At 73.0% G+C, this 20735-nt stretch carries 20 protein-coding genes and 1 pseudogene (1 of these 21 cut by a window edge); 7 read left to right on the forward strand and 14 right to left on the reverse strand.

Annotated features, from left to right (window positions below):
- Window positions 1-31, reverse strand: a pseudogene (locus ACFE60_RS07765) (DUF3097 family protein); it reaches 740 nt to the left of the window's first position.
- A gap of 4 nt (window positions 32-35) precedes the next feature.
- Window positions 36-236: a hypothetical protein gene (locus tag ACFE60_RS07770; RefSeq protein WP_375388281.1), complete on the reverse strand. Its 201-nt coding sequence runs from the start codon at window positions 234-236 to the stop codon at window positions 36-38.
- A 50-nt stretch (window positions 237-286) separates the two neighbouring features.
- On the opposite strand from ACFE60_RS07770, the gene ACFE60_RS07775 reads away from it, so the two are divergent.
- Both ACFE60_RS07775 and ACFE60_RS07780 read left to right on the forward strand, forming a co-directional pair.
- Window positions 287-1009, forward strand: coding sequence for a DUF72 domain-containing protein (locus tag ACFE60_RS07775; protein WP_375388282.1), 723 nt, complete (start codon window positions 287-289; stop codon window positions 1007-1009).
- A 17-nt stretch (window positions 1010-1026) separates the two neighbouring features.
- On the forward strand, window positions 1027-1830 hold the full coding sequence (locus ACFE60_RS07780; protein ID WP_375388283.1) for an NAD-dependent epimerase/dehydratase family protein: 804 nt from the start codon (window positions 1027-1029) through the stop codon (window positions 1828-1830).
- A 108-nt stretch (window positions 1831-1938) separates the two neighbouring features.
- Here the strand turns inward: ACFE60_RS07780 and ACFE60_RS07785 are convergent, their stop codons facing one another.
- The 3 genes from ACFE60_RS07785 to ACFE60_RS07795 form a co-directional block, all read right to left on the reverse strand.
- Window positions 1939-2403, reverse strand: coding sequence for a nucleoside deaminase (locus ACFE60_RS07785; protein WP_375388284.1), 465 nt, complete (start codon window positions 2401-2403; stop codon window positions 1939-1941).
- Window positions 2400-3875 carry a purine-cytosine permease family protein gene (locus ACFE60_RS07790; protein WP_375388285.1) on the reverse strand — a complete coding sequence of 492 codons (1476 nt, stop codon included), beginning with the start codon at window positions 3873-3875 and terminating at the stop codon, window positions 2400-2402. Before ACFE60_RS07790 ends, ACFE60_RS07785 begins: the two co-directional genes overlap by 4 nt.
- Window positions 3876-3945: 70 nt before the next feature.
- Window positions 3946-4779 (reverse strand): SDR family oxidoreductase, encoded by an 834-nt coding sequence (locus ACFE60_RS07795; protein ID WP_375388300.1) that lies wholly within the window; start codon window positions 4777-4779, stop codon window positions 3946-3948.
- 52 nt (window positions 4780-4831) lie between these two features.
- Between ACFE60_RS07795 and ACFE60_RS07800 the strand changes: the two genes are divergently transcribed.
- A complete protein-coding gene (locus ACFE60_RS07800) occupies window positions 4832-5185 on the forward strand; it encodes an iron chaperone (RefSeq protein WP_375388286.1) in 354 nt (117 codons plus the stop codon).
- Between the two features lie 4 nt (window positions 5186-5189).
- On the opposite strand, the gene ACFE60_RS07805 is transcribed toward ACFE60_RS07800, so the two are convergent.
- Window positions 5190-6629, reverse strand: a complete 1440-nt coding sequence (locus tag ACFE60_RS07805; RefSeq protein ID WP_375388287.1) for a phytoene desaturase family protein — start codon at window positions 6627-6629, stop codon at window positions 5190-5192.
- A gap of 54 nt (window positions 6630-6683) precedes the next feature.
- Here ACFE60_RS07805 and ACFE60_RS07810 point away from each other — a divergent pair, with 54 nt between their 5' ends.
- The gene (locus ACFE60_RS07810; protein WP_375388288.1) at window positions 6684-6968 is read left to right on the forward strand and encodes a GNAT family N-acetyltransferase; all 285 of its coding nucleotides are present in this window, start codon (window positions 6684-6686) and stop codon (window positions 6966-6968) included.
- 31 nt (window positions 6969-6999) lie between these two features.
- Window positions 7000-7491, forward strand: a complete 492-nt coding sequence (locus ACFE60_RS07815) for an FBP domain-containing protein (RefSeq protein WP_375388289.1) — start codon at window positions 7000-7002, stop codon at window positions 7489-7491.
- Between the two features lie 250 nt (window positions 7492-7741).
- Here ACFE60_RS07815 and ACFE60_RS07820 read toward each other — a convergent pair whose 3' ends face one another.
- The gene (locus ACFE60_RS07820) at window positions 7742-9247 is read right to left on the reverse strand and encodes a methyltransferase (protein WP_375388290.1); all 1506 of its coding nucleotides are present in this window, start codon (window positions 9245-9247) and stop codon (window positions 7742-7744) included.
- A gap of 328 nt (window positions 9248-9575) precedes the next feature.
- On the opposite strand from ACFE60_RS07820, the gene ACFE60_RS07825 reads away from it, so the two are divergent.
- Window positions 9576-10412 (forward strand): alpha/beta hydrolase family protein, encoded by an 837-nt coding sequence (locus ACFE60_RS07825; protein WP_375388291.1) that lies wholly within the window; start codon window positions 9576-9578, stop codon window positions 10410-10412.
- A gap of 19 nt (window positions 10413-10431) precedes the next feature.
- Here ACFE60_RS07825 and ACFE60_RS07830 read toward each other — a convergent pair whose 3' ends face one another.
- The 4 genes from ACFE60_RS07830 to gatC all read right to left on the reverse strand — a co-directional run bounded on the left by ACFE60_RS07830 (window position 10432) and on the right by gatC (window position 14668).
- Window positions 10432-11163, reverse strand: coding sequence for an AAA family ATPase (locus tag ACFE60_RS07830; protein ID WP_375388292.1), 732 nt, complete (start codon window positions 11161-11163; stop codon window positions 10432-10434).
- A gap of 129 nt (window positions 11164-11292) precedes the next feature.
- Window positions 11293-12801, reverse strand: a complete 1509-nt coding sequence (gatB, locus tag ACFE60_RS07835) for an Asp-tRNA(Asn)/Glu-tRNA(Gln) amidotransferase subunit GatB (RefSeq protein WP_375388293.1) — start codon at window positions 12799-12801, stop codon at window positions 11293-11295.
- Window positions 12801-14357: an Asp-tRNA(Asn)/Glu-tRNA(Gln) amidotransferase subunit GatA gene (gatA, locus tag ACFE60_RS07840; RefSeq protein ID WP_375388294.1), complete on the reverse strand. Its 1557-nt coding sequence runs from the start codon at window positions 14355-14357 to the stop codon at window positions 12801-12803. Before gatA ends, gatB begins: the two co-directional genes overlap by 1 nt.
- Window positions 14357-14668, reverse strand: coding sequence for an Asp-tRNA(Asn)/Glu-tRNA(Gln) amidotransferase subunit GatC (gene gatC / locus ACFE60_RS07845; protein ID WP_375388295.1), 312 nt, complete (start codon window positions 14666-14668; stop codon window positions 14357-14359). The genes gatA and gatC overlap by 1 nt, the downstream gene beginning before the upstream one ends.
- Window positions 14669-14789: 121 nt before the next feature.
- Between gatC and ACFE60_RS07850 the strand changes: the two genes are divergently transcribed.
- Window positions 14790-16763 carry a hypothetical protein gene (locus ACFE60_RS07850; protein ID WP_375388296.1) on the forward strand — a complete coding sequence of 658 codons (1974 nt, stop codon included), beginning with the start codon at window positions 14790-14792 and terminating at the stop codon, window positions 16761-16763.
- Between the two features lie 61 nt (window positions 16764-16824).
- On the opposite strand, the gene ACFE60_RS07855 is transcribed toward ACFE60_RS07850, so the two are convergent.
- From ACFE60_RS07855 to mnmA, 3 genes are all read right to left on the reverse strand, one after another.
- Window positions 16825-17175, reverse strand: coding sequence for an SGNH/GDSL hydrolase family protein (locus tag ACFE60_RS07855; RefSeq protein ID WP_375388297.1), 351 nt, complete (start codon window positions 17173-17175; stop codon window positions 16825-16827).
- A gap of 31 nt (window positions 17176-17206) precedes the next feature.
- The gene (gene ligA / locus ACFE60_RS07860; protein ID WP_375388298.1) at window positions 17207-19546 is read right to left on the reverse strand and encodes an NAD-dependent DNA ligase LigA; all 2340 of its coding nucleotides are present in this window, start codon (window positions 19544-19546) and stop codon (window positions 17207-17209) included.
- Between the two features lie 107 nt (window positions 19547-19653).
- Window positions 19654-20733, reverse strand: a complete 1080-nt coding sequence (gene mnmA, locus ACFE60_RS07865) for a tRNA 2-thiouridine(34) synthase MnmA (protein WP_375388299.1) — start codon at window positions 20731-20733, stop codon at window positions 19654-19656.
- Window positions 20734-20735: the final 2 nt, after the last annotated feature.

Consider the following 20735-nt stretch of genomic DNA (forward strand, 5'->3'; position numbering starts at 1 on the left):
GACATGCGCGAGCGTCCGGTCGACGGTGCAAGCGCCTACGCCATCCTGGAGCCGCCGGCCGAGGACGAGGCGGAGGAAAGCGAGTACCACCCGGTCGTCATCGCCGAAACGACGAAGCCGCTCGCGACCTCCTCCACGACGGGGTCGCGCAGCGCCTCGACGACCTCCGGCGGCGGCGCCTTCTTCTTCCAGCCGCCGTCGGCGAGCACGTCCGTCCCGTACCGGTCCTGGTTCACGGCGTCGACGGTAGGCGGGCGCTCAAGGAAGGCCGGGCAGGCTGACCGGCATGGCGCATGTGGGCACGTCGGGCTGGTCGTACGACCACTGGGAGGGGCTGCTGTACCCGGAGGGCTTCGACTCCCTGCAGCGGCTGCACGCCTACGCGGCCTCGTTCCAGACGGCGGAGGTGCACGCGGACTTCCAGCACCAGCCGCCCCACGCGGCGTTCACCGCGTGGCAGCACGACACCCCGGACGGCTTCCGGCTGTCGCTGTTCGACGCGAGCGGGCCCGTGCGGGGCGGCGGGCTGTCCGCCCCGGACGTGTGGGCGGAGCGGATCGCGACCGCGTGGCAGGACCTCGGCCCGCGGCAGGGAATGGTGCTGGTGCACCTGCACCCGGAGGTGGCGCGCGACGAGGCGCACCTCGACGCGCTGCTCACGGAGCTGCCGGACGAGGTGTCGGTCGCGGTCGAGCTGCGGCACGACTCCTGGCACACGGAGGCGACGTTCCGGCTGCTCGAGCGCCACGGGGCCGCGTACTGCGTGATGAGCGGCGCCGGGCTGCCGACCGTGCTGCGACCGACGGCGCGGCGGATCTACCTCCGCCTGCACGGTCCCGATCACGGCACGCATGCGGCCGGGTCCTACTACGACGACGACCTGCAGCGCTGGGCCGAGCGCATCGCCGGGTGGGAGGTCGACGGGCACGAGGTGTTCGCCTACTTCGGGAACGACATCGAGGGGTACGCGGTGCGCAACGCCGCGAAGCTGGTCGAGCTGCTGGCGTGACCGCCTAGCGTCGCCGCATGGCGACCATCCTCATCACCGGCGCGGCGGGCTCCATCGGCACCGCGGTCACGCCGCTGCTGCGGGCCGCCGGGCACCGGCTGCGGCTGCTGGACGTGACGCCGCCCTCGGCGTCGGGCCCCGCGGACGAGGTGCTGCTCGCGTCGGCGACCGACGACGCCGCGATGCACGCGGCCGCCGCCGGTACCGACCTCGTGGTGCATCTCGCGAGCCATGCCGCCGAACGGACGTGGCGGCAGATCGTCGACCTCAACGTGGAGTCCGCCCGTGTCGCGCTCGACGCCGCGAGGGACGCGGGATCCGCGATCCTGCTCGCGAGCTCCGTGCACGCCGCCGGCTTCGTCCCCTCCGACGAGGCCGGCGATGGCATGCCGCGAGCGCGCCCAGACACCTACTACGGCTTCTCGAAGGTCGTGTCGGAGGCGCTCGGCGACCTCTACGCCGACCGGTTCGGGATGCGGATCGTGAACGCCCGGATCATGACGTTCGGGGACCGCCCGCACACGGCCCGCTCCCGCTCGACGTGGCTGTCCGCCGCCGACTTCGCCCGCGTGGTCGAGGCGGCGCTCACCGCACCGGTCGGCAACGCGATCGTCTGGGGGGTCTCCGCGAACACCCGGCGGACCGTGTCGCTCGAGCCCGGACGCGCGATCGGGTACGAGCCCCAGGACGACGCGGAGGCGCACGTCCACGCCCTCGCCGCGGAGCTGGGGCTCGCCTCCCCCGACGACATCCCGCCGGTCGGCTCGGACCCGCTCGGAGGGATCTTCGTCGACCTCCCGCTCGGCGGACCCGGCCCCTGACCCCTCGCGGATCCGCAGTTCCTCCGTGACACGCCGTCCGACGGCGCGAACACGCGGCGTGTCGGCCGGGAACTGCGGATCCGCGAGAGATCTGCGGATCGGCGAACATCACTCCTCGCCGATGTCCTCGTTCCAGACGTCGGGGTTGGCGGCGATCCACTCGCCCATCATCGCGATCAGGGCCGCGTCGTTCAGCACCGTGACGTGGGCGCCGTGCTCGGCGATCCAGTCCTGCCCGCCGAGGAAGCTGCGGTCCTCCCCCACGATCACGCGGCCGATGCCGAACTGCCGGACGAGGCCCGAGCAGTACCAGCAGGGCGAGAGCGTCGTGGCCATCGTCGTGCGCCGGTACGACCGCTGCCGCCCGGCCGCGCGGAACGCGTCCGTCTCGCCGTGGACGGAGGCGTCACCGTGCTGCAGGCGGCGGTTGCGGCCGGCCCCGAGCAGCCGATCGTCGCCGTCGAACAGCGCGGCGCCGATGGGGATACCGCCTTCCGCCAGTCCGATGCGCGCCTGCTCCGCCGCGACGGCCAGCTTCTCCCCGTCGGTGACGTATCGGACGTCGTCGGTCATGTCAGGGACGCCGCATCGACGTGGGCGGGCTCCTCGGCACCGGACGGGTCGAGCGGCGCACCCCGACCGGGCCGGAAGACCGGCACGAGGGCGACGTAGATCGCGACGGCCAGCACGAACCCGACGAGGGGCGTGAGGTCGCCGATGCCGTAGTCCGCGACGAATCCGCCCGCGAACCGCTCGGTCGGCGCGACCAGCAGGCCCGTGTACAGGGTCTGGTTGGCGAACAGCCAGATCGACAGCACCATGGCGACGACCAGCGCGATGAGCCCGGGCCGGTTGACGTACCGGGCGTCGTCGGCGAGGAAGGGCGCGATCCGGGTGCCGCGGCGGTACAGCCGGTCGGCGAGCACCACGCCGAGCCAGGGCGCGATCCAGTACGCGATGACGAGCAGGAAGTTCTCGTACGAGCCGGAGGGGTCCGCGCTCGCGGCGAGCGCGACGAAGAAGCCGACCACGCCGAACGCCCCGGCGACGATCGCGCGCCGCAGCGTCAGCGGGATCCGGATGCCGACCGCGAGGAAGCTCATCGCGCCCGAGTAGATGTTCAGCGCGTTCGCGGAGATCGCGCCGAAGAAGATCGCCAGCAGCGTGAGGTCGCCGACGACCACGGGCATGATCGCCGCCGACGTGAACAGGTCGGTCGGGTTCGCGTCGCCGAACTGCAGCGCGGTCGCGGCGGCGGCGCCCGCAGCCATCAGCAGCGTGCAGGACACGAAGTTCCCGATGCCCGCTGCGAGCCCGATCTTCAGCCTCGACGTGGTCGGCGCGAGGTAGCGGGTGTAGTCCGCCGCGTAGGGGTTCCAGCCTGCCGCGTAGCCGAACGCCGCCGCCATCGCGACGGAGAAGCCGCCGACGCCGGCGCTGAATCCGGCCGGGCCGCCGTTCGCGCCTCCCGCGAGGTCTCCCGACAGCAGGGCGAAGATCGCCGCGACCAAGAAGATCACGCCGAGGACGACGGTCGCGTAGCGCTCGAAGGCCTGCACGAAGTTGTGCCCGACGATCGCGACACCCACCTGGATCACGACGATGATGACCAGCGCCAGCCAGATCGGCATGCCCGTGAGGGTCGCGAGCGCGAACGCCCCGCTGACGGAGTTGGTGGCGAACCAGCCGAGCCCGGCCATCACCGTGTTCAGGCCGGCCGGCAGGATGTTCCCCCGGGTGCCGAAGGCCACGCGGCCGAGCACCATCTGCGCGACGCCGTCGCGAGGTCCCCAGGTGGAGAGGATCCCCTGGCTCAGCGCGCCGAGCGCGTTGCCGAGGACCAGCGCGAGCATCGCCTGCGGGAAGCCGAGTCCGAAGAACGCGACGGCGATCACGCCGACGAACACGGTCGCGAACTCGAGGTTCGGCGCCGTCCAGGTGGCCAGCAGCTGCCACGGCGAGCCGTGGCGCCGCTCCAGCGGGATCGCCTCGATCCCTCCCGGCTCGACGAAGGACTGCTTCGCTGGCGCTTCCACCGTGGTCACGGTCGGCAGGCTAGGACCGCGCGACGGTTCCGGACGGATTCGTAACGAGGCCGAAACGATCGCGGCGGGCTCAGCCCTGCGCCCGCTCGGCGAGGGGCTGCCACCGCTCCCACGTCGCGATCCGCCCGGCGTAGTCCGCCTTCGCGATCCCGAGCGGCGCCCGCCCGAAGAAGACCCGCAGCGGGGGCTCCTCCGCATCGACGATCTCGAGGATCGGGCCGCGCGTCGCCTCCGGGTGGCCCGGTTCGGCGAAGCGGGCGGCGCGCTGCTCGGCCACCTGCTGCCGAAGGTCCGCGTAGGCGGGCAGCTCGGCCGAGCGCTGCGCCGACGGGCCCGCCCAGTCGGTCGAGAACCCGCCCGGCTCGATGAGCGTGACGCTGATGCCGAAGCCCGCGACCTCCTGAGCGAGGGACTGCGAGAGGCCCTCGAGCGCCCACTTCGACGCGTGGTACGCGCCGACGAGCGGGAAGGCGCTGATCCCGCCGATCGACGAGACCTGGATGATGTGGCCGCTGCCCTGCGCCCGCATCGCGGGCAGCACCGCCTGGGTCACCCAGACGGCCCCGAACAGGTTCGTCTCCAGCTGCGCGCGCAGCTCCGCCTCCGAGACCTCCTCGACGAAGCCGAAGTGGCCGTAGCCGGCGTTGTTGATCGCGACGTCGATGCGGCCGAAGGTCTCGAGCGCCTTCGCCACCGCGGCCTCGACCGCCGCCTTGTCGGTGACGTCGAGCGGCAGCGGCAGGATCGCGTCGCCGTACCGCTCGACGAGGTCGTCGAGCGCGTCGACGCTGCGCGCCGTCGCCGCGACGCGATCGCCTCGGTCGAGCGCGGCGATGGCCCACTCCCGGCCGAAGCCGCGGGACGTGCCGGTGATGAACCAGACCTTCGATGTCACGCCCGCCATCGTGCGCCCGCGCTGCTGGACGATCCCGGAGGGGCGCTGCCATGCTCGGGCGGTGGCCGAGCGCTCCCCCGACGTGGACGCGTACATCGCCGCCCTCCCCGCGTCCGCCGCGGCGCGCCTCCTGGCGATCCGGGAGGCGCTGCACGCGGCCGTGCCCGACGGCGTCGAGACCATCCGGTACGACATGCCCGCGATCCTGCTCGGCGGGCGGTACGCCATCCACTTCGCGGGGTGGAAGGCGCACGCCGGCCTCTACCCGGTGCCACCGCTCGGGAATCCGCTGGAGGCGGAGGTGGCGCCGCTGCGCAGCGGGAAGGACTCGGTCGTCCTGCGGTACCGGGACCCGGTGCCGGCCGAGCTGGTGACGCGGATCGCGGCCCGGATCCTCGAGCTGCGGCGGGGCTGATCGGTCAGCGCAGCGCGGGCGGGGTGCGGATGCCGAACTCGCGGCGCAGCAGCGAGCGCGCGGCCTGGTAGCCGCCCATCCCGTGCACCCCGGGTCCTGGCGCCGCAGCGCCCGAGCAGAGGTAGACGCCCGCGCCGACGTGCCACGGGTCCGGGCTCGGCACCGGGCGGGCCACCAGCTGGCGCAGGGTCACCGCACCGGCGGCGATGTCGCCGCCGCCGAGGTTCGGGTTCCAGGCCGCGACGTCGACGGGGCTGCGCGCGCTCGACGCCAGCACGACGTCGCGGAAGCCGGGCGCGAGACGCTCGATCGCGGCCGTGATCATCGCGGTCGGGTCGGTCCGGGAGCCGCGCGGGAGGTGCGTGTAGGTCCAGAGCACGTGGCTGCCCGCCGGCGCGCGGCTCGGGTCGAGCACCGTCGGCTGCGCGACGAGCACGTACGGCCGGTCGGGCACGCGGCCGGCCGCGACGTCCGCCTCCGCGGCCGCGATCTCGGCACGGGTGCCGCCCAGGTGGAGGGTGACGGCGCCGCGCGCGTCCTCGTTCGTCCACGGCACCGGGCCGGACAGGGCGAAGTGGACGACGCCGACGCCGTCGCCGGTGCGGAAGGTCCGCAGCCAGGCGCGGACCGGGCCGGGCAGCCGGTCGCCGGCGATCCGGAGGAGGGCGGGCACGCCGGTGTCGAGCACGACGGCGCGGGCGGCAGGCAGGTCGGCCGGCCCGGCGATGTCGCGACCGGTCTCGATGCGGCCGCCGTGGGCGAGCAGGTCGGCGGCGAGCGCGTCCGCGATCGCTCCCGTGCCGCCGACCGGGATCGGCCAGCCGCCCGCGTGCCCCGTCGTCGCGAGCACCAGGCCGGCCGCCGCGGAGGCGATCGCCGGCATCGGCCGGATGGTGTGCGCGGCGACGCCCGCCAGCAGGGCCGGCGCGTCCCGGCCGCGCCAGCGCGCGTCCCAGAGCGGCGTGCCCTGCTCGAGCGCGCGGAGTCCGAGCCGCAGCAGCGTGCCCGGGTCCGCGCTCGGGCGCAGGACCGCGCCGCCGGCGATCCTGGCGACCTCCTCCACCCGGGCGACGAGCGGGCCGAGCAGCCGCGTCCACGCGGGCCCGTCCCCGCCGAGTCCCACGGCCGTGCGGTGCAGGTCCCGCCACGCGACTGCGGCGGTCCCGTTGTCGAACGGGTGCACCCACGAGCGCTCCGGGGTCAAGAACGGGATCCGGTCGGTCAGCCCGAAGCGGCGGAAGAACGGCGACGCGACGGCCATCGGGTGCACCGCGGCACCGAGGTCGTGGCGGAAGCCGGGCAGCGTCGCCGCCGCCGTGCGGGCGGCGCCGCCGACCGCGTCCCGCTCGACGACGAGCACGTCGAGGCCCGCGCGGGCCAGGGTCACGGCGGCGGCGAGCCCGTTCGGCCCCGCGCCGACGACGAGCACGTCCGGATCGCTCACGCCACCCCTCCCGCCCCGCTCGCCCGCTCAGCGGCCAGGGAGCAGGATGCCACCATGGCCGAGATCGCGACCGAGCACGACGCGTCGAACCACCGCTACGTGGCGGTGCTCGACGGCACCCCCATCGGCGAGGTCGTCTACCGGGACGGCGAGGACGGGCGCGTCTTCACGCACAGCGAGATCGTGCCTGAGCACGAGCACCACGGGTACGGCACGCAGCTGGTCCGCGCCGCGCTCGACGACACCCGGGCGGCAGGGTTGAAGCCGATCGGGCGGTGCTCCATGGTGCGCAACTTCCTGGCCGAGCACCCCGACTACTCGCGGGTCCCCCCGCGCTGACGGCCCGATCCCGCGCCGTACCCTGGGACCGATGCAGCCGCTGACCGAGAAAGCGATCCGGGAGTCGTTCGTCAACACGACGAGGGGCGACGCGGAACGGGTGCCGATGCCCGGGCTGCACGAGATGGTCTGGGACGAGCGCGAGTACCTCGGCTGGCACGACGCGAAGGCGCCGCAGCGCGCCTACCTCACCGTCTGGCAGGGCGACCGGCCCGTCTCGTTCGTGCTGCGCGCGGCCGAGCGGCGGATCCGCGGCGGCATCAGCGCCATGTGCTCGCTGTGCCACAGCGCGCAGCCCGGCGCCCAGGTGCGGCTGTTCGCGGCACCTCGCAGCGGCGAGGCCGGGCGGAAGGGCGACACCGTCGGCACGTACATCTGCGCGGACCTCGGCTGCTCCGCGATCATCCGCATCGCACCCCCTCCCGCGCCCATGCAGCTGCCGCCGGAGGAGATCGTGCAGCGCCGCATCGCGGGCCTGCGGGAGCGCCTCGACTCCTTCACCCAGACCGTGCTGGCCGGCTGACCCGAGCACGACAGCAGGAAGAATCCACTCCAGCAGGAAGAATCGGGCGAGATCTTCCTGCGCAACGGCATTCTTCCTGCCCAAGCGCTCGGGAATTCCTGCTTTCGTGCTCGCTCGCTGACCCGAGCACGACAGCAGGAAGAATCCACTTCAGCAGGAAGAATCGGCCGAGATCTTCCTGTTCAACGGCATTCTTCCTGCCCAAGCGCTCGGAAGTTCCTGCTGTCGTGCTCGGAGGAGGGCGCGCGCGTCAGGCGGGGGCCAGGAAGCCCTCCACGAGCAGCTCCCGCAGGACCGGGAGCACGGCGGCCCGGGTGTCCGCGGGGTCCGCGTCGAGGATCCGCGCGACCGCGTCGGCGATGCGGCCGACCGGCAGCTCGCCGTCGCACGCTCCCACCACCGCGGCGGTCACGGTGTCGACCCGGCGGGTCCGGGCGAAGCCGGTGCCCTGCCGCAGCTCGATCACCGTCGGGTCCGCCTCCCCCGGCCAGTAGTGCCGGTGCTCCGTCACGTCCGCGGCCACCTGCAGCACCACCGCCGCGAGCGCGTCGTCCGGGAGGGACCGCTGCAGGTCGTGCGCCGCCAGGCCCGCCGCGATCGCCTCGCCGACGCCGCTGCCGACCGGCCCGTCGAGGTGCTCGAAGCGGCGGAGGGTCGCCGTCCCCTCCGGCGCGCGGAGCGTGAGGTAGCCGGCGCCGATCCCGGTCACGCCGCGGTCGGCGAAGTCGTCCAGCCAGGCCCGGACGAGCGAGCGGTACCGGGCGGTGCCGGGCTGCGCGCCGCCGTCGCGGACCCACGTCTCGGCGTACTGCGCGGGATCGAGGAGGTCGCGCTCGACGACCCACACGTCGAGCCCGTCCGCCCAGCCCAGCACGCGCTCCCGGGCGGCGACCAGATCGCCGCGGACCTCCCAGTTGCCGAGCAGCTGCGCCACGCCGCCCGCCGCGAGGTGCGCCCCTGCGCCGCGCACGACCGCCTCCACGAGGCCGTCGCCGGGCAGGCCGCCGTCCCGGTAGGTGTACTCGGGCACGCCGGGAGCGCGCGGGGTGATGACGAACGGCGGGTTCGACACGATGCGGTCGAACCGCTCAGCCGCGACCGGCTCATACAGGGAGCCGAGGCGCAGGTCGAGGCGCACGCCGTTCAGCGCGGCGTTCAGCCGGGCGAACCCGAGCGCGCGCTGCGACACGTCGGTCGCCACGACGCGCGTCGCCGACCGCGCGACGATCAGCGCCTGGATGCCGCTGCCCGTGCCGAGGTCGAGCACCGCGCCGTCGCCGGTCGGCACGAGGATCTGCGCGAGCGTCGTGGAGGCCGCGCCTGCGCCCAGCACGTGGTGCTCCGGCAGCTCCGTGCCCAGCGCCGTCTCGCCCGGGTCGGAGGCGATCCACCAGGCGGCGACACCGGACCCGTCCGCCAGCGCGTAGGGCCGCAGGTCGACGTCCGGCAGCACCAGGTCGCCGTCGAGGCGCACCAGCCCGAGCCGCTCGGCTCCCTCGGCACCGGTGCGCGGCAGCGCGCGGTCCACCTCCGCCCGGCTGCGCGGGGTGCCGAGCACGAGCAGCGCGCCGAGCAGCCCGGCGGCGGAGAACGGTCTTCGCCGCAGCTCCGCGAGCGCGGGCTCGGGGTCGTCGCGGCCGAGCGCCTCCGCGGCGACGGCGCCCCACGCCGCCTCCAGCCCCTCGACCGTGTAGCGGGCGGCGTCGAGGTCGGCGGCGAGCCCCGCGAGCAGGTCGTCGTCGGGGCGGATCGTCACGTGACGATTCCACCACGTCCTCGAATGGCGGCGGATGCCCTGATCGGAGAGGGTTTCGGCGGGATGCGCGGCACGCCCGCTACGGCGTGCGCGCCACGCATCCCGCGGCACGGCGGACGTGTCGAACCGTCCGCACGAGGCACCAGCGGGCGTGGAGTGAAGAGTGGACGTCTCCGCGGTGCCTGCGATGAGCGTACGCGGACGCCGCCGCGCGGGTCGACCGTGTCCTGCGCCCTGTCCAGGGGGTGCACGGTCACGATTCACTACGAATGGTCCGCGGACCGCCCGCGTGTCGGAGCGGCGTGCGCGGCGCTTGCAGAATGACGGGGTGCCTCTCCGCCGCCCGCAGCGTCGTGCGGGCGGGATCGTGGCCGCCCTGCTCGTCGCCGCGACCCTGAGCGGCTGCGCGGCCGGGACCGTCGCCGGCGCGACCCCCTCCCCTGTGCAGAAGACGGTCGACCCGGTCGACCCCGCCGCGCTGCGGGCGCAGGGCGCGCGGATCGTCGACGACGACGCCTCGTCCTCGCTGGTGGTCGCGCCGAAGCGGCCGAACGGCGCGCTCGTCGTCTTCCTGCACGGCTGGGGTCAGACGCGCTGGTCCCTGCTCTCCCGCAAGGAGGAGGCGGGCGTCGCGACCGCGCTCACCGACACCGGGTTCACCCTGCTCTCGGCCGACGCCGGCGGGAAGGCGTGGGGCGACCCGGCGAGCCTGCAGGACTACACGACCCTGATCAGCAGGGCACGGCGCACGTACGACCTGCGCGACGTCTTCCTGATGGGCGAGTCGATGGGCGGCCTCGCGACGATGCAGCTGGCCCGCACCCTGCCCGACGTGCGGGCCGTCACGGCCTGGTTCCCGGTGTGCGACCTCAGCACCATGCACGAGGAGCGCTTCCAGCAGACCATCGGCGACGCCTGGCGCGGCCGCAGCCGGGCCCCCGTCGCCCCCGTCGAGGTGGGCGACGCCCCGATGCTGGTCTGGGCCTCGGCGTCGGACACCGTGGTCGACGCGGCGACGAACGCGGCCGTCTGCGTGGCGCGCGCCCGGGCCGCGGGTGCGGACGTGACGTACTACCGGACCACCGGCGGGCACGGCGACCCGTCGAACTACCAGCCGGCGACGATCGTGCAGTTCTTCGAACGCCACCGCAGCCCCGGCGCCTGAGCCGCGCGCCCGGACGGCCTCAGAGCGCGCGGAGGAACCGCCGCGGCGCCTCGAGGAAGTCGCGCCACAGCCGCACGAGGTCGGTGTCGTCCCACGGGGTGGCCCGCAGCCCCCACTCGCCGACCTCGAGCACGGTCGCTCCGGGCAGCGCGGCCAGCAGCGGCGAGTGGGTGGACAGGATCACCTGGTTCCGGTCGTCCTCCAGCAGGTCGGTGAGGTGCGACAGCAGCGCCATGCAGCCCGTGACGGACAGCGCGCTCTCCGGCTCGTCGAGCAACCAGAGCCCCGCGTTCCGGAACCGGCTGCGGATCAGCGCCAGGAACGACTCGCCGTGGCTCAGCTCGTGGAACCGCGGCTCGGGAGGCGCGCTCGGGGGCCGCGGGTTCTGCTCCAGGTAGGTGTACAGGCCGTGCATCGTCTCGGCGCGGAGGAAGTAGCCGAACCGCGGGGCGCCGCCGTTCCGCACGATCGACAGGTGCTCGTGCAGGGGCGACTCGCTCGGCCGGGTAACACGCATGGTGTTCGGCGAACCGCCCTCCGGCGACAGCCCGGACGCGATCGCGATCGCCTCCACCAGCGTCGACTTGCCGGAGCCGTTCTCCCCGAGCAGCACCGTCGCGCGCCCGAGGTCCAATCCGTCCGCGAGCAGCTGCGCGACCGCGGGGATCGTCGCCGGCCAGGCGGCCGGATCGAGCGGCGACCTCGTGCGCGCCTCGACTCGGCGGATCGGGAACCGGGCGAATGCGGTCACGGCAGGATCGTCGCACGGCGTCGGAGGGACCCCGGCCGGCTCGGAGCGACGCCCCGTCCCTCGTTCGACGGAGCGCGACGTCGAATCGGGGACGGATCGTCCATCGAGCTGCTCAGCGACGCCGAGCGGTCAGGCGGAGGCGCGCTCCAGCACCAGCTCGCGCACGCGGGCAGCGTCGGCCTGGCCGCGCATCGCCTGCATCACGGCGCCGATGACCGCGCCGGCGGCCTGCACCTTGCCGTCGCGGATCTTCTGCAGCACGTCCGGCTGCGCGGCCAGCGCGGTGTCGATCGCCGCGATCAGCGCGGAGTCGTCGGACACCACCTTCAGGCCGCGCGCCGCGACGACCTGCTCGGGGCTGCCCTCGCCCGCGACGACGCCCTCGAGCACCTGCCGGGCGAGCCGGTCGGTGAGGTCGCCGTTCTCGACGAGCGCGATCAGCTCGCTGACGTGCAGCGGCGACACGAGCGTGCCGGCGTCGACGCCGCGGCTGTTCGCGATGCGGAGGATCTCCCCCAGCCACCACTTGCGCGCCTGCGCGGGCGCGGCGCCCTTCGTGATCGTCTCCTCGAGCTCGGCGAGCACGCCCGCGTTCAGGATGTCGCGGAACTCGGTGTCCGTGAAGCCGTAGTCGGCCTGCAGGCGGCGGCGGAACGCGGCCGGCGACTCCGGCAGCGCGGCCCGCAGCTCCTCGATCAGCGCGAGCGACGGCTCGATCGGCAGCAGGTCGGGCTCGGGGAAGTACCGGTAGTCGTCCGCGTCGGACTTCGGCCGGCCGGCGCTCGTGGTGCCGGTGTCCTCGTGCCAGTGCCGGGTCTCCTGGACGATCGAGCCGCCCGCGGCGAGGATCGCGGCCTGCCGCTGGATCTCGTACCGGACCGCGCGCTCGACCGAGCGCAGGCTGTTCACGTTCTTCGTCTCGGTACGGGTGCCGAGCCGCTCCTGCCCACGCGGGCGAAGGGAGACGTTGGCGTCGCACCGCAGGTTGCCGCGCTCCATCCGCGCCTCCGAGATGCCGAGCGACTTGACGATGTCGCGGATCGTCGCGACGTACGCCTTCGCGATCTCGGGCGCCCGGTGCTCGGCGCCGAAGATCGGCTTCGTCACGATCTCGACCAGCGGCACGCCGGCCCGGTTGTAGTCCACGAGCGAGTGGTCGGCGCCCTGGATCCGGCCGGTGGTGCCGACGTGCGTCAGCTTGCCGGCGTCCTCCTCCATGTGCGCGCGCTCGATGGGGACGGTCCAGACGGTGCCGTCCTCGAGCTCCACCTCGACGGAGCCCTCGAAGGCGATCGGCTCGTCGAACTGGCTGATCTGGTAGTTCTTCCCGAGGTCCGGGGAGAAGGAGTTCTTCCGCGCGAACCGGCTGGACGGCGCGAGCGAGCAGCCGAGCGCCAGGCCGAGCAAGAGCGAGGACCGGACCGCCTGCGCGTTCACCGTCGGCAGCGCGCCGGGCAGGCCCATGTCGACCGGCGCGACGAGCGTGTTCGGCACGGAGGGGTCCGCGCCGGGCGCCGCCGGGTTCGGCGCGGGCGAGAACATCTTCGTCGCGGTCGAGAGCTCGACGTGCACCTCGAAGCCGAGGACCGGCTCGTAGCGCTCGAGCGCGTCCTCGAAGGACAGCAGGACGTCGGCCATCAGAGGGTCCCCCCGTCGGGTTCGGTGCCGAACCCCGGAACGGGCACCGGCCGGCCGAGGCGCGGCGCGCGGGACAGCAGCGGGGCGCCCCACTCCGCCTCCAGCAGCGCCTCCACGGTGCCGCCGACGCGGTACAGGCGGGCGTCCTCGCGGGCGGGCGCCATGATCTGCAGCCCGGTCGGCAGGCCGTCCTCGGGCGCGAGCCCCATCGGCAGGCCCATCCCCGGCACGCCGGCGAGGTTCGCCGGGATCGTCGTCACGTCGTTCAAGTACATCGCGAGCGGGTCGTCCAGCTGCTCGCCGAGCGGGAACGCCGTCGTGGGTGCCGACGGCGAGACGAGCACGTCGGCCTGCTCGAACGCGGCGGCGAAGTCGCGCTGCACGAGGGTGCGCACCTGCTGCGCGCTGCCGTAGTACGCGTCGTAGTAGCCGGCCGACAGCGCGTAGGTGCCGAGGATGACGCGGCGCTTCACCTCGGCGCCGAACCCGCGCTCGCGGGAGAGCGCCATCACCTGCTCGGTCGTCGATCGGCCCGGGTCGACGCGCAGGCCGAAGCGGACGGAGTCGTACTTCGCGAGGTTGCTCGACGCCTCCGCGGGCATGATCAGGTAGTAGGCGCTGATCGCGTACTCGAAGTGCGGCGCCTCGACCTCGACGACCTCGGCCCCGGCTGCGGCCATCCGCTCGAGCACCTCCGCGAACCGCTGCCGGACGCCGGACTGGAAGCCCTCGCCGTTCAGCTGGCGGACGACGCCGACGCGGATGCCCGCGAGCGACCCCTCCGCCGCACCGAGGCGGGCCGCCGCCGCCATCGACGGCCAGGTGTCGGTGAGGCTCGTCGCGTCGCGCGGGTCGTGCCCGCCGATCACGTCGTGGATCAGGCCCGCGTCGAGCACGGTGCGGCTGACGGGCCCGACCTGGTCGAGGCTGGAGGCGAGGGCGATGGCGCCGAAGCGGCTGACCCCGCCGTAGGTCGGCTTGACGCCGACCGAGCCGGTCACGGCCGCGGGCTGGCGGATGGAGCCGCCGGTGTCCGAGCCGAGGGCGACGGGCGCCTCGAACGCGGCGACCGCCGCCGCGGAACCGCCGCCGGACCCGCCCGGGATGCGGGCGAGGTCCCACGGGTTGTGCGTCGGGCCGTACGCGGAGTGCTCGGTCGACGAGCCCATCGCGAACTCGTCCATGTTCGTCTTGCCGATGGGCACGAGGCCCGCGGCCCGGAGGCGCTCGACGACGGTGGCGTCGTACGGCGGCACCCAGCCCTCGAGGATGCGCGACCCCGCCGTCGAGGGCATGTCGAGCGTGCAGAGCACGTCCTTGATCGCGATCGGGACGCCGGCGAGCAGGCCGGGCGCCTCCCCCGCGGCGCGGAGGCGGTCGATCTCGGCCGCGCGGGCCAGCGCGGCGTCCCCGGCGACGTGGAGGAACGCGTGCACGTCCGGCTCGACCTCGGCGATGCGATCGAGGTGGGCGCGGGTCGCCTCGACGCTCGAGACGTCGCCGGCGGCGAGGCGCTCGGCGAGCTGCGCGGCGGTCCAGCGGGTGAGGTCGCTCATCACTGCTCCTCGCCGAGGATGGCGGGCACGCGGAAGCGGCCGTCGGCCTGGTCGGGCGCCCCGGAGAGCACCTGCGCCTGCGTCAGGACCTCGCCGACGACGTCGGGGCGCAGCACGTTCACGAGCGGCAGCGGGTGGCTGGTCGCGGGCACGTCGGGCGTGACGACCTCCTGCACCTTCCGCACCGAGTCCACGATCTGGTTCAGCTCGCCGGCGAGGTGCTCGATCTCACCCGGCTCGAGGGCGACGCGGGCGAGGCCCGCGAGGTGCTGGACGTCGGCGACCGTGATCACCGGGGGCGCGTCGGGCATGGATTCGAGTCTATTCGGCCGGGCGGCACCGCTCCTCCGGCTCAATCCACGCACGGATGCCTGCGATACCCGCGCCAAGTTCATCCCACACTCCGGGGATCGCCTCGACTAACGTCGCGACATGACAGATGAGCCCGAGTACGGCGCACCGATCTGGGGCGGGCGATCGCTGGCGGCGCCCGCGTCGCCGGGAGGCACAGATGCCCAGAAGCGGCGACTGATCGAATTCCTGGAACACGTCGACGGACGTATCAACGCGGACTGGCTCGGCACACCGGAAGAACTCACCCGTGCGACATACCAGCTCGGGAAACTCGGCCTCACCGCACAGACGAACGATGGTCTAGTGCTCAGCGCCGCTGGTCGCGCATGGCTAGAGACACAAGACGACGCGACCTTGTTCGACCACCTCCATGGCGCCGTCGCCTTCTTCGGCGAGATCCTCGCGGATCTCGCTCAGCAGCGCTCGACCGTGTCTGAACTGCTGAGTCGCGCGAACAAGTCATACCAGTTGCCGTGGAGATCGCCAGACCAGATCCGTCGACGACTCGCCTGGCTTCGCGTCCTGGATCTGATCGAGGAAGGTCCCGACCGTCGCTGGTTGATCACGAACTCCGGCAAGACTGCGATCGCGCGAATTCACGTTCTCGAGCCCGAGGAACTTCAACGAGCCATGGAGGATCTCCACGTCGCGACGATCGAAGCTGCACCGCCGCTACTGAAAAGCGCCCTCGAAGATCCGCGCGCGACAAACCGTCAAATCGCGCTCGGATACCTTCCGAAGAATCCAGTGGCCGCCATTCAACTGCTGGTGCGACTCGCGACGCCGAAGATTGCTCGGGTCGAGTTGCTTGAGATGCTCAGTTCCAAGTTGAGCCTGACCGCTTCCTCCGCGAACTCGTTCATGCAGACTGCAAGGACGCTCGGCGTTTACGAGTACGTCACTCGCGATGACGTTTCGCCAACGCCGATCGGGGCCGAATTTGCATCTTTCGCGAGTGCCATCAATTTGGCTCGCCTAATGCACGTGACCTTCTTGCAGTTCGGAGAAGTCTTGCCCCTTCTGGGGAGTACGCCGATGCAAGCGGGCGAGATCCATCGAAAGCTCTTCGCCGCGACCCCGTCCGCCCCGAGTCGCGATCGAACGACGCTTGTACTTCGTCGACTCGCGGATGCGCGCGCCGTCACCCAAGTCGGCCCCTTCCAATATGCGATCTCACCGATCGGTCGTGCTCTCGCCGTCGAACTGCCGATGAAGGCGGAGGATTTCGGAACGTCAGTCCGGGACGATGTCGATGAGGAATCCGCCAGGCCGACGGTAGAGCAGATCGGGATTGAGCTCACCGAGAGCGCGACCGATTCTGCCCATCCAGAGAGATTCGAGCTTTCGGTTGCCAACGCGATTTCTGTGCTCGGAGTGAGCGCACGGCACATCGGAGGGCCCGGCCGCACGGACGTTCTTGTGAGAATTCAGTCCAATCTGACGGAGCTTGGTCGACTGATCGTGGACGCTAAGACCTCCGCGTCTGGCAGCCTGCGCGAGGATGCCGTTGTTCTTGACACCTTGAAGGAGCACGCCGAGCGCGAAGGCGCCGGTTACATCGTTGTCGTTGCTCCCGGCTACGAGCACGCTGGACGACTCCCGTCGCGCGCTGCGGCGGCAGGAATTGCGCTGCTCACCGCCGAGGAGCTCGCGCAGATACTTCGAGACCACCACGAGGTGCCCTACAGGCCGGACCAGGTTCTGACGCTCCTGTCACCCGACCGAGATCAATCTCAACCGTCAGCCCGCGAGGATGACCTGCGGAAGTTGGAGACAATTCGCCTCGTACTCGGTGAACTGACGACGGAACTCGACCAAGCCAATGCACAGCCCATCACTCCGCGCGATATCTACCGACTGCTGCGGCGAGATAGTGACGTGAGCGAAAGTGAGGTGGCAGAAGCGCTCGACTTCCTCTCGAATCCCTGGATCCGAACGGTGGCTGGCGATGCGAGGCGCGGCTACACGCTTCCGGCGAGCCGTCCGACGTCAGCGCTTGCGATCGCGGCGATCGCGAGGGCGGTCAAGGGCGAGATCGCCGATCACGACTGACCTCGTCCGTCGATGTAGGGCATTCCGGGGATGCCTCGCTCGCTGCCAGCACACACCGCCGTCAGCGCGACTCGAGGGCGTGGCGCTGCGCCGCCCGGAGCGCGCCGACGGTGTCTCCGATCGGCAGCAGGTTGTCGGGATGCGTGTGCTTCACGCCGAACGACTGGATGATCCGCGGCTCCCCCGCGGTCAGCCGCAAGCGCGCCTCGATCGCGAGGCGGCGGACGACCTGCACCGATGTCGCGCCGCGGACGCCGAGGTTGTAGGAGGTCAGGTCCAGGCCGGCCGCGATCCCCGCTGCGGTGACGCGGCCCACGCCGCCGAGCGAGGTCTCGTCGCCGGTGCCGGCCGTCAGCGAGTCGCCGGCGAAGCAGACGCGGATGTCGCGGGACGGGATGACGGAGTCCTTCACGAATGACGGAAGGATTCGCCGGATCCGTCCGTCATTCGGTCGGATCTCCGCCGTTCGGCTCGGTGACCGCGTCCGGGCCGTCCTCGAGGAGGCGGCGGAAGCCCTCCGCGTCCAGCTGCGGGGTGCCGAGCGCCTCGGCCTTCGTCAGCTTGCTCGCCCCGGGGCTCGCGCCGACGACCACGAAGGACGTCCGCTTCGAGACGCTGCCGACGGACTTCCCGCCGCCGGCGAGGATCGCCTCCTCCGCCTCCTCGCGGGTGAACCCCTCGACGGTGCCGGTGACGACGATCGACAGCCCGGCGAGCGGGCCGGCCGGCGCCTTCTCGATCGCCTGCGGGCCGGGATGGCCCGGGATCTCGAGCCGGACGCCCGCGGCGGTCCAGCGGTCGACGATCTCCGCGTGCCAGTCGACCGCGAACCAGTCGATGAGCGCGTCCGCGATGATCGGCCCGACGCCGTCGACCGCCGCGAGCTCGTCGCGGGCGGCCGCCCGGATCGCGGTCATGGACCCGAAGTGGGCGGCGAGGGCCCTCGCGGCGACGGGACCGACGTGCCGGATGGACAGGCCGACCAGGTAGCGCCAGAGGTCCCTGGTCTTCGCGATCTCGAGGTTGGCCAGCAGGTCGACCGCCTGCTTCGACGGCACCCGGGCGCCGGGCTCGAGCGACGCGCCGGCCTCCTTCGCAGCGCGGCGCTCGTCCGCGTTCGGGTTGCGCTCGAACGGCGCCAGCAGCTTCGCCGTCCCGTCCTCGTTCAGGCGGGGCATACCGGTCTCGGGGTCGCGCGGCACGACCCGGATCGGCAGCAGGTCGGCCATCGTCAGGTCGAACAGGCCCGCCTCCGTGACGAGCGGCGGCGCCGCCGGCACCGACGGCTGGGTGAGCGCCGCGGCGGTCACCTCGCCGAGCGCCTCGATGTCGAGGGACCCGCGGGAGCCGATGTGCTCGACCCGCCCGCGCACCTGCGCGGGGCAGCTGCGGGCGTTCGGGCAGCGGAGATCGACGTCGCCCTCCTTCGCCGGCCGCAGCTCGGTGCCGCACTCGGGGCAGTGCGTCGGCATCACGAACGCGCGCTCGGTGCCGTCCCGCAGCTCGACCACCGGGCCGAGCACCTCCGGGATCACGTCACCCGCCTTGCGCAGCACGACGGTGTCGCCGATCAGCACGCCCTTCTGGATCACGACGTCCTGGTTGTGCAGGGTCGCCTGCCGCACCTCCGAGCCCGCGACGAGCGCCTTCGCCATCACCGCGAACGGCGTCGCGCGCCCGGTGCGGCCGATGGAGACGACGATGTCGAGCAGCTTCGTGTGCACCTCCTCGGGCGGGTACTTGAACGCGGTCGCCCAGCGCGGCGAGTGGCTCGTCGCCCCCAGCGCGACGTGCAGGTCGAGGTCGTCGACCTTGATCACGATGCCGTCGATCTGGTGCTCGACGGAGGCGCGCTCCGCCCGGTACTTCTCGATGAAGCCCCACACCTCGTCGACGGTGCCGAGCACGCGGTAGTGGCTCGAGGTGGGCAGCCCCCACTCGGCGAGCAGCGCGTACACCTCGCTCTGCGACGTGACGGGGGTGGATCGCTCGATCTGCTCGACCGGCCAGGCTCCGATGCCGTGCACGAGCATCCGCAGCCCGCGGATCCGCGCCTCCATCAGCGCCAGCTTCTCGGGGCTCTTGCCCTCCGCCTTCTGCCGGAGGGAGCCGGAGGCGGCGTTCCTGGGGTTCGCGAACAGGCGCTCCCCCGCCGCAGCCTGCCGCGCGTTCAGGGCGTCGAAGTTCGCGACCGGGAAGAAGATCTCGCCGCGCACCTCCACGAGATCCGGATGGCCGGTGCCGGACAGCCGCATCGGGATCGTGCCCATGGTGCGGACGTTCGGGGTCACGTCCTCGCCGGTGACGCCGTCGCCGCGGGTCGCGGCCGAGGTGAGCGCCCCGCGCTCGTAGCGCAGGTTGATGGCGAGGCCGTCGATCTTCAGCTCGCTGAGCCATCGCACCGGCGCGTCCGGGGCGGCCTTCGCGGCGTCGCGCTGCACCTTCTCCGCCCACGCCTCCAGCTCCGGTCGGCTGAAGACGTTGTCGAGCGAGAGCATCGGCTCCCGGTGCACGACGGGCGCGAACAGCGTCGTCTCCGCAGCGCCGCCGACGGTCTGCGTCGGGCTGTCGGGCCGCAGCAGCTCGGGGTGGTCCCGCTCGAGCGCCTGCAGGTGCTGGACCAGCGCGTCGTACTCCTGGTCGGAGGCGGTCGACTGGTCGCCTTCGTAGTACTGCCGCCGCAGCTCGTTGATGCGCTCGGTCAGCCCCGCGACCGCGCGCTCGGCTCCGGCGGTCGATCCCGGCGTGCCGGCGTCGTCGGGGGCGGTGATCGTCTCGCTCATGCCGCGAGTGTAGAAGCGCCCACCGACACCGGGTGGAACGGAAAGGGCCCTCGGATCAGGCGACCGTGTGCGGCACCCGCGGACGTGCGCGCCGCCGGGAGGGGCGGTCAGGCGGCGGGTGCAACCGGGACGGTGCGGTCCACCGTGACCTGGCCCAGCACGCGCGTGCCGTCGTAGAGCACCGCGCTCTGGCCGGTGGCGAGTCCGAGGATCGGCTCGTCGGGCCGCACGACCAGCTCACCGCCCTCGAACGCCGCGGTGGCGGGCACGGGCTCCGCGTGCGCGCGCACCTGGACGTCGCAGCGGAACGTCCCAGCGACCGGACGCGGCCCCGCCCACGACGTCCGCGCCCCCGCGAGCGCGCCGACCGCCAGCGCCTCCCGCGGCCCGACCACGACGGTGTTGGTGGCGGGCTTCACCTCGAGCACGAAGCGCGGGCGGCCGTCGGGCGCCGGGCGGGTCAGCGAGAGCCCCCGCCGCTGACCGACCGTGTAGGCGAGCGCGCCGTCGTGGCTGCCGACCTCGGCCCCGGAGCGATCGACCACCGGCCCCGCGGCGCTGCCGAGCCGGTCCGCGAGCCAACCGCGGGTGTCGCCGTCGGGGATGAAGCAGATGTCGTGGCTGTCCGGCTTCGCGGCGACGCGGAAGCCGCGCGCCGCCGCCTCCGACCTGACGACCGCCTTCGACGGCGTCTCGCCCAGCGGGAACATCGCGTGCGCCAGCTGGTCCGCGGTGAGCACGCCGAGCACGTAGGACTGGTCCTTCGCCTCGTCGGAGGCGCGGTGCAGCTCGCGCGCGCCCGTCGCGTCGGTGCGGACGACGGCGTAGTGGCCGGTGCAGACCGCTTCGAAGCCGAGCGACACCGCCCGGTCGAGCAGCGCCGCGAACTTGATCCGCTCGTTGCAGCGGAGGCACGGGTTCGGCGTACGGCCGGCGGCGTACTCCGCGACGAAGTCGTCGACGACCTCCTCCGCGAACCGCGCGCTGAAGTCCCACACGTAGAAGGGGATGCCGATCCGGTCGGCGACCCGCCGGGCGTCCATCGCGTCCTCGATGGTGCAGCAGCCGCGGGCGCCGGTGCGGAGCGTGCCCGCGTTCCGGTTCAGCGCGAGGTGCACGCCGGTGACGTCGTGACCCGCGTCGACCGCACGCGCCGCAGCGACGGCGGAGTCGACCCCGCCGCTCATCG

The organism is uncultured Amnibacterium sp. (genome assembly GCF_964245895.1).
GTDB lineage: Bacteria > Actinomycetota > Actinomycetes > Actinomycetales > Microbacteriaceae > Amnibacterium.

What these genes read in the sequence shown, in the direction of transcription:
- ACFE60_RS07775 (WP_375388282.1), top strand. Translation starts at nt 287, where the DNA reads ATGGCGCATGTGGGCACGTCGGGCTGGTCGTACGACCACTGGGAGGGG.
- ACFE60_RS07780 (WP_375388283.1), top strand. Translation starts at nt 1,027, where the DNA reads ATGGCGACCATCCTCATCACCGGCGCGGCGGGCTCCATCGGCACCGCG.
- ACFE60_RS07785 (WP_375388284.1), bottom strand. Translation starts at nt 2,403, where the DNA reads ATGACCGACGACGTCCGATACGTCACCGACGGGGAGAAGCTGGCCGTC.
- ACFE60_RS07795 (WP_375388300.1), bottom strand. Translation starts at nt 4,779, where the DNA reads ATGGCGGGCGTGACATCGAAGGTCTGGTTCATCACCGGCACGTCCCGC.
- ACFE60_RS07810 (WP_375388288.1), top strand. Translation starts at nt 6,684, where the DNA reads ATGGCCGAGATCGCGACCGAGCACGACGCGTCGAACCACCGCTACGTG.
- ACFE60_RS07815 (WP_375388289.1), top strand. Translation starts at nt 7,000, where the DNA reads ATGCAGCCGCTGACCGAGAAAGCGATCCGGGAGTCGTTCGTCAACACG.
- gatB (WP_375388293.1), bottom strand. Translation starts at nt 12,801, where the DNA reads ATGGCCGACGTCCTGCTGTCCTTCGAGGACGCGCTCGAGCGCTACGAG.
- gatA (WP_375388294.1), bottom strand. Translation starts at nt 14,357, where the DNA reads ATGAGCGACCTCACCCGCTGGACCGCCGCGCAGCTCGCCGAGCGCCTC.
- gatC (WP_375388295.1), bottom strand. Translation starts at nt 14,668, where the DNA reads ATGCCCGACGCGCCCCCGGTGATCACGGTCGCCGACGTCCAGCACCTC.
- ACFE60_RS07850 (WP_375388296.1), top strand. Translation starts at nt 14,790, where the DNA reads ATGACAGATGAGCCCGAGTACGGCGCACCGATCTGGGGCGGGCGATCG.
- ligA (WP_375388298.1), bottom strand. Translation starts at nt 19,546, where the DNA reads ATGAGCGAGACGATCACCGCCCCCGACGACGCCGGCACGCCGGGATCG.
- mnmA (WP_375388299.1), bottom strand. Translation starts at nt 20,733, where the DNA reads ATGAGCGGCGGGGTCGACTCCGCCGTCGCTGCGGCGCGTGCGGTCGAC.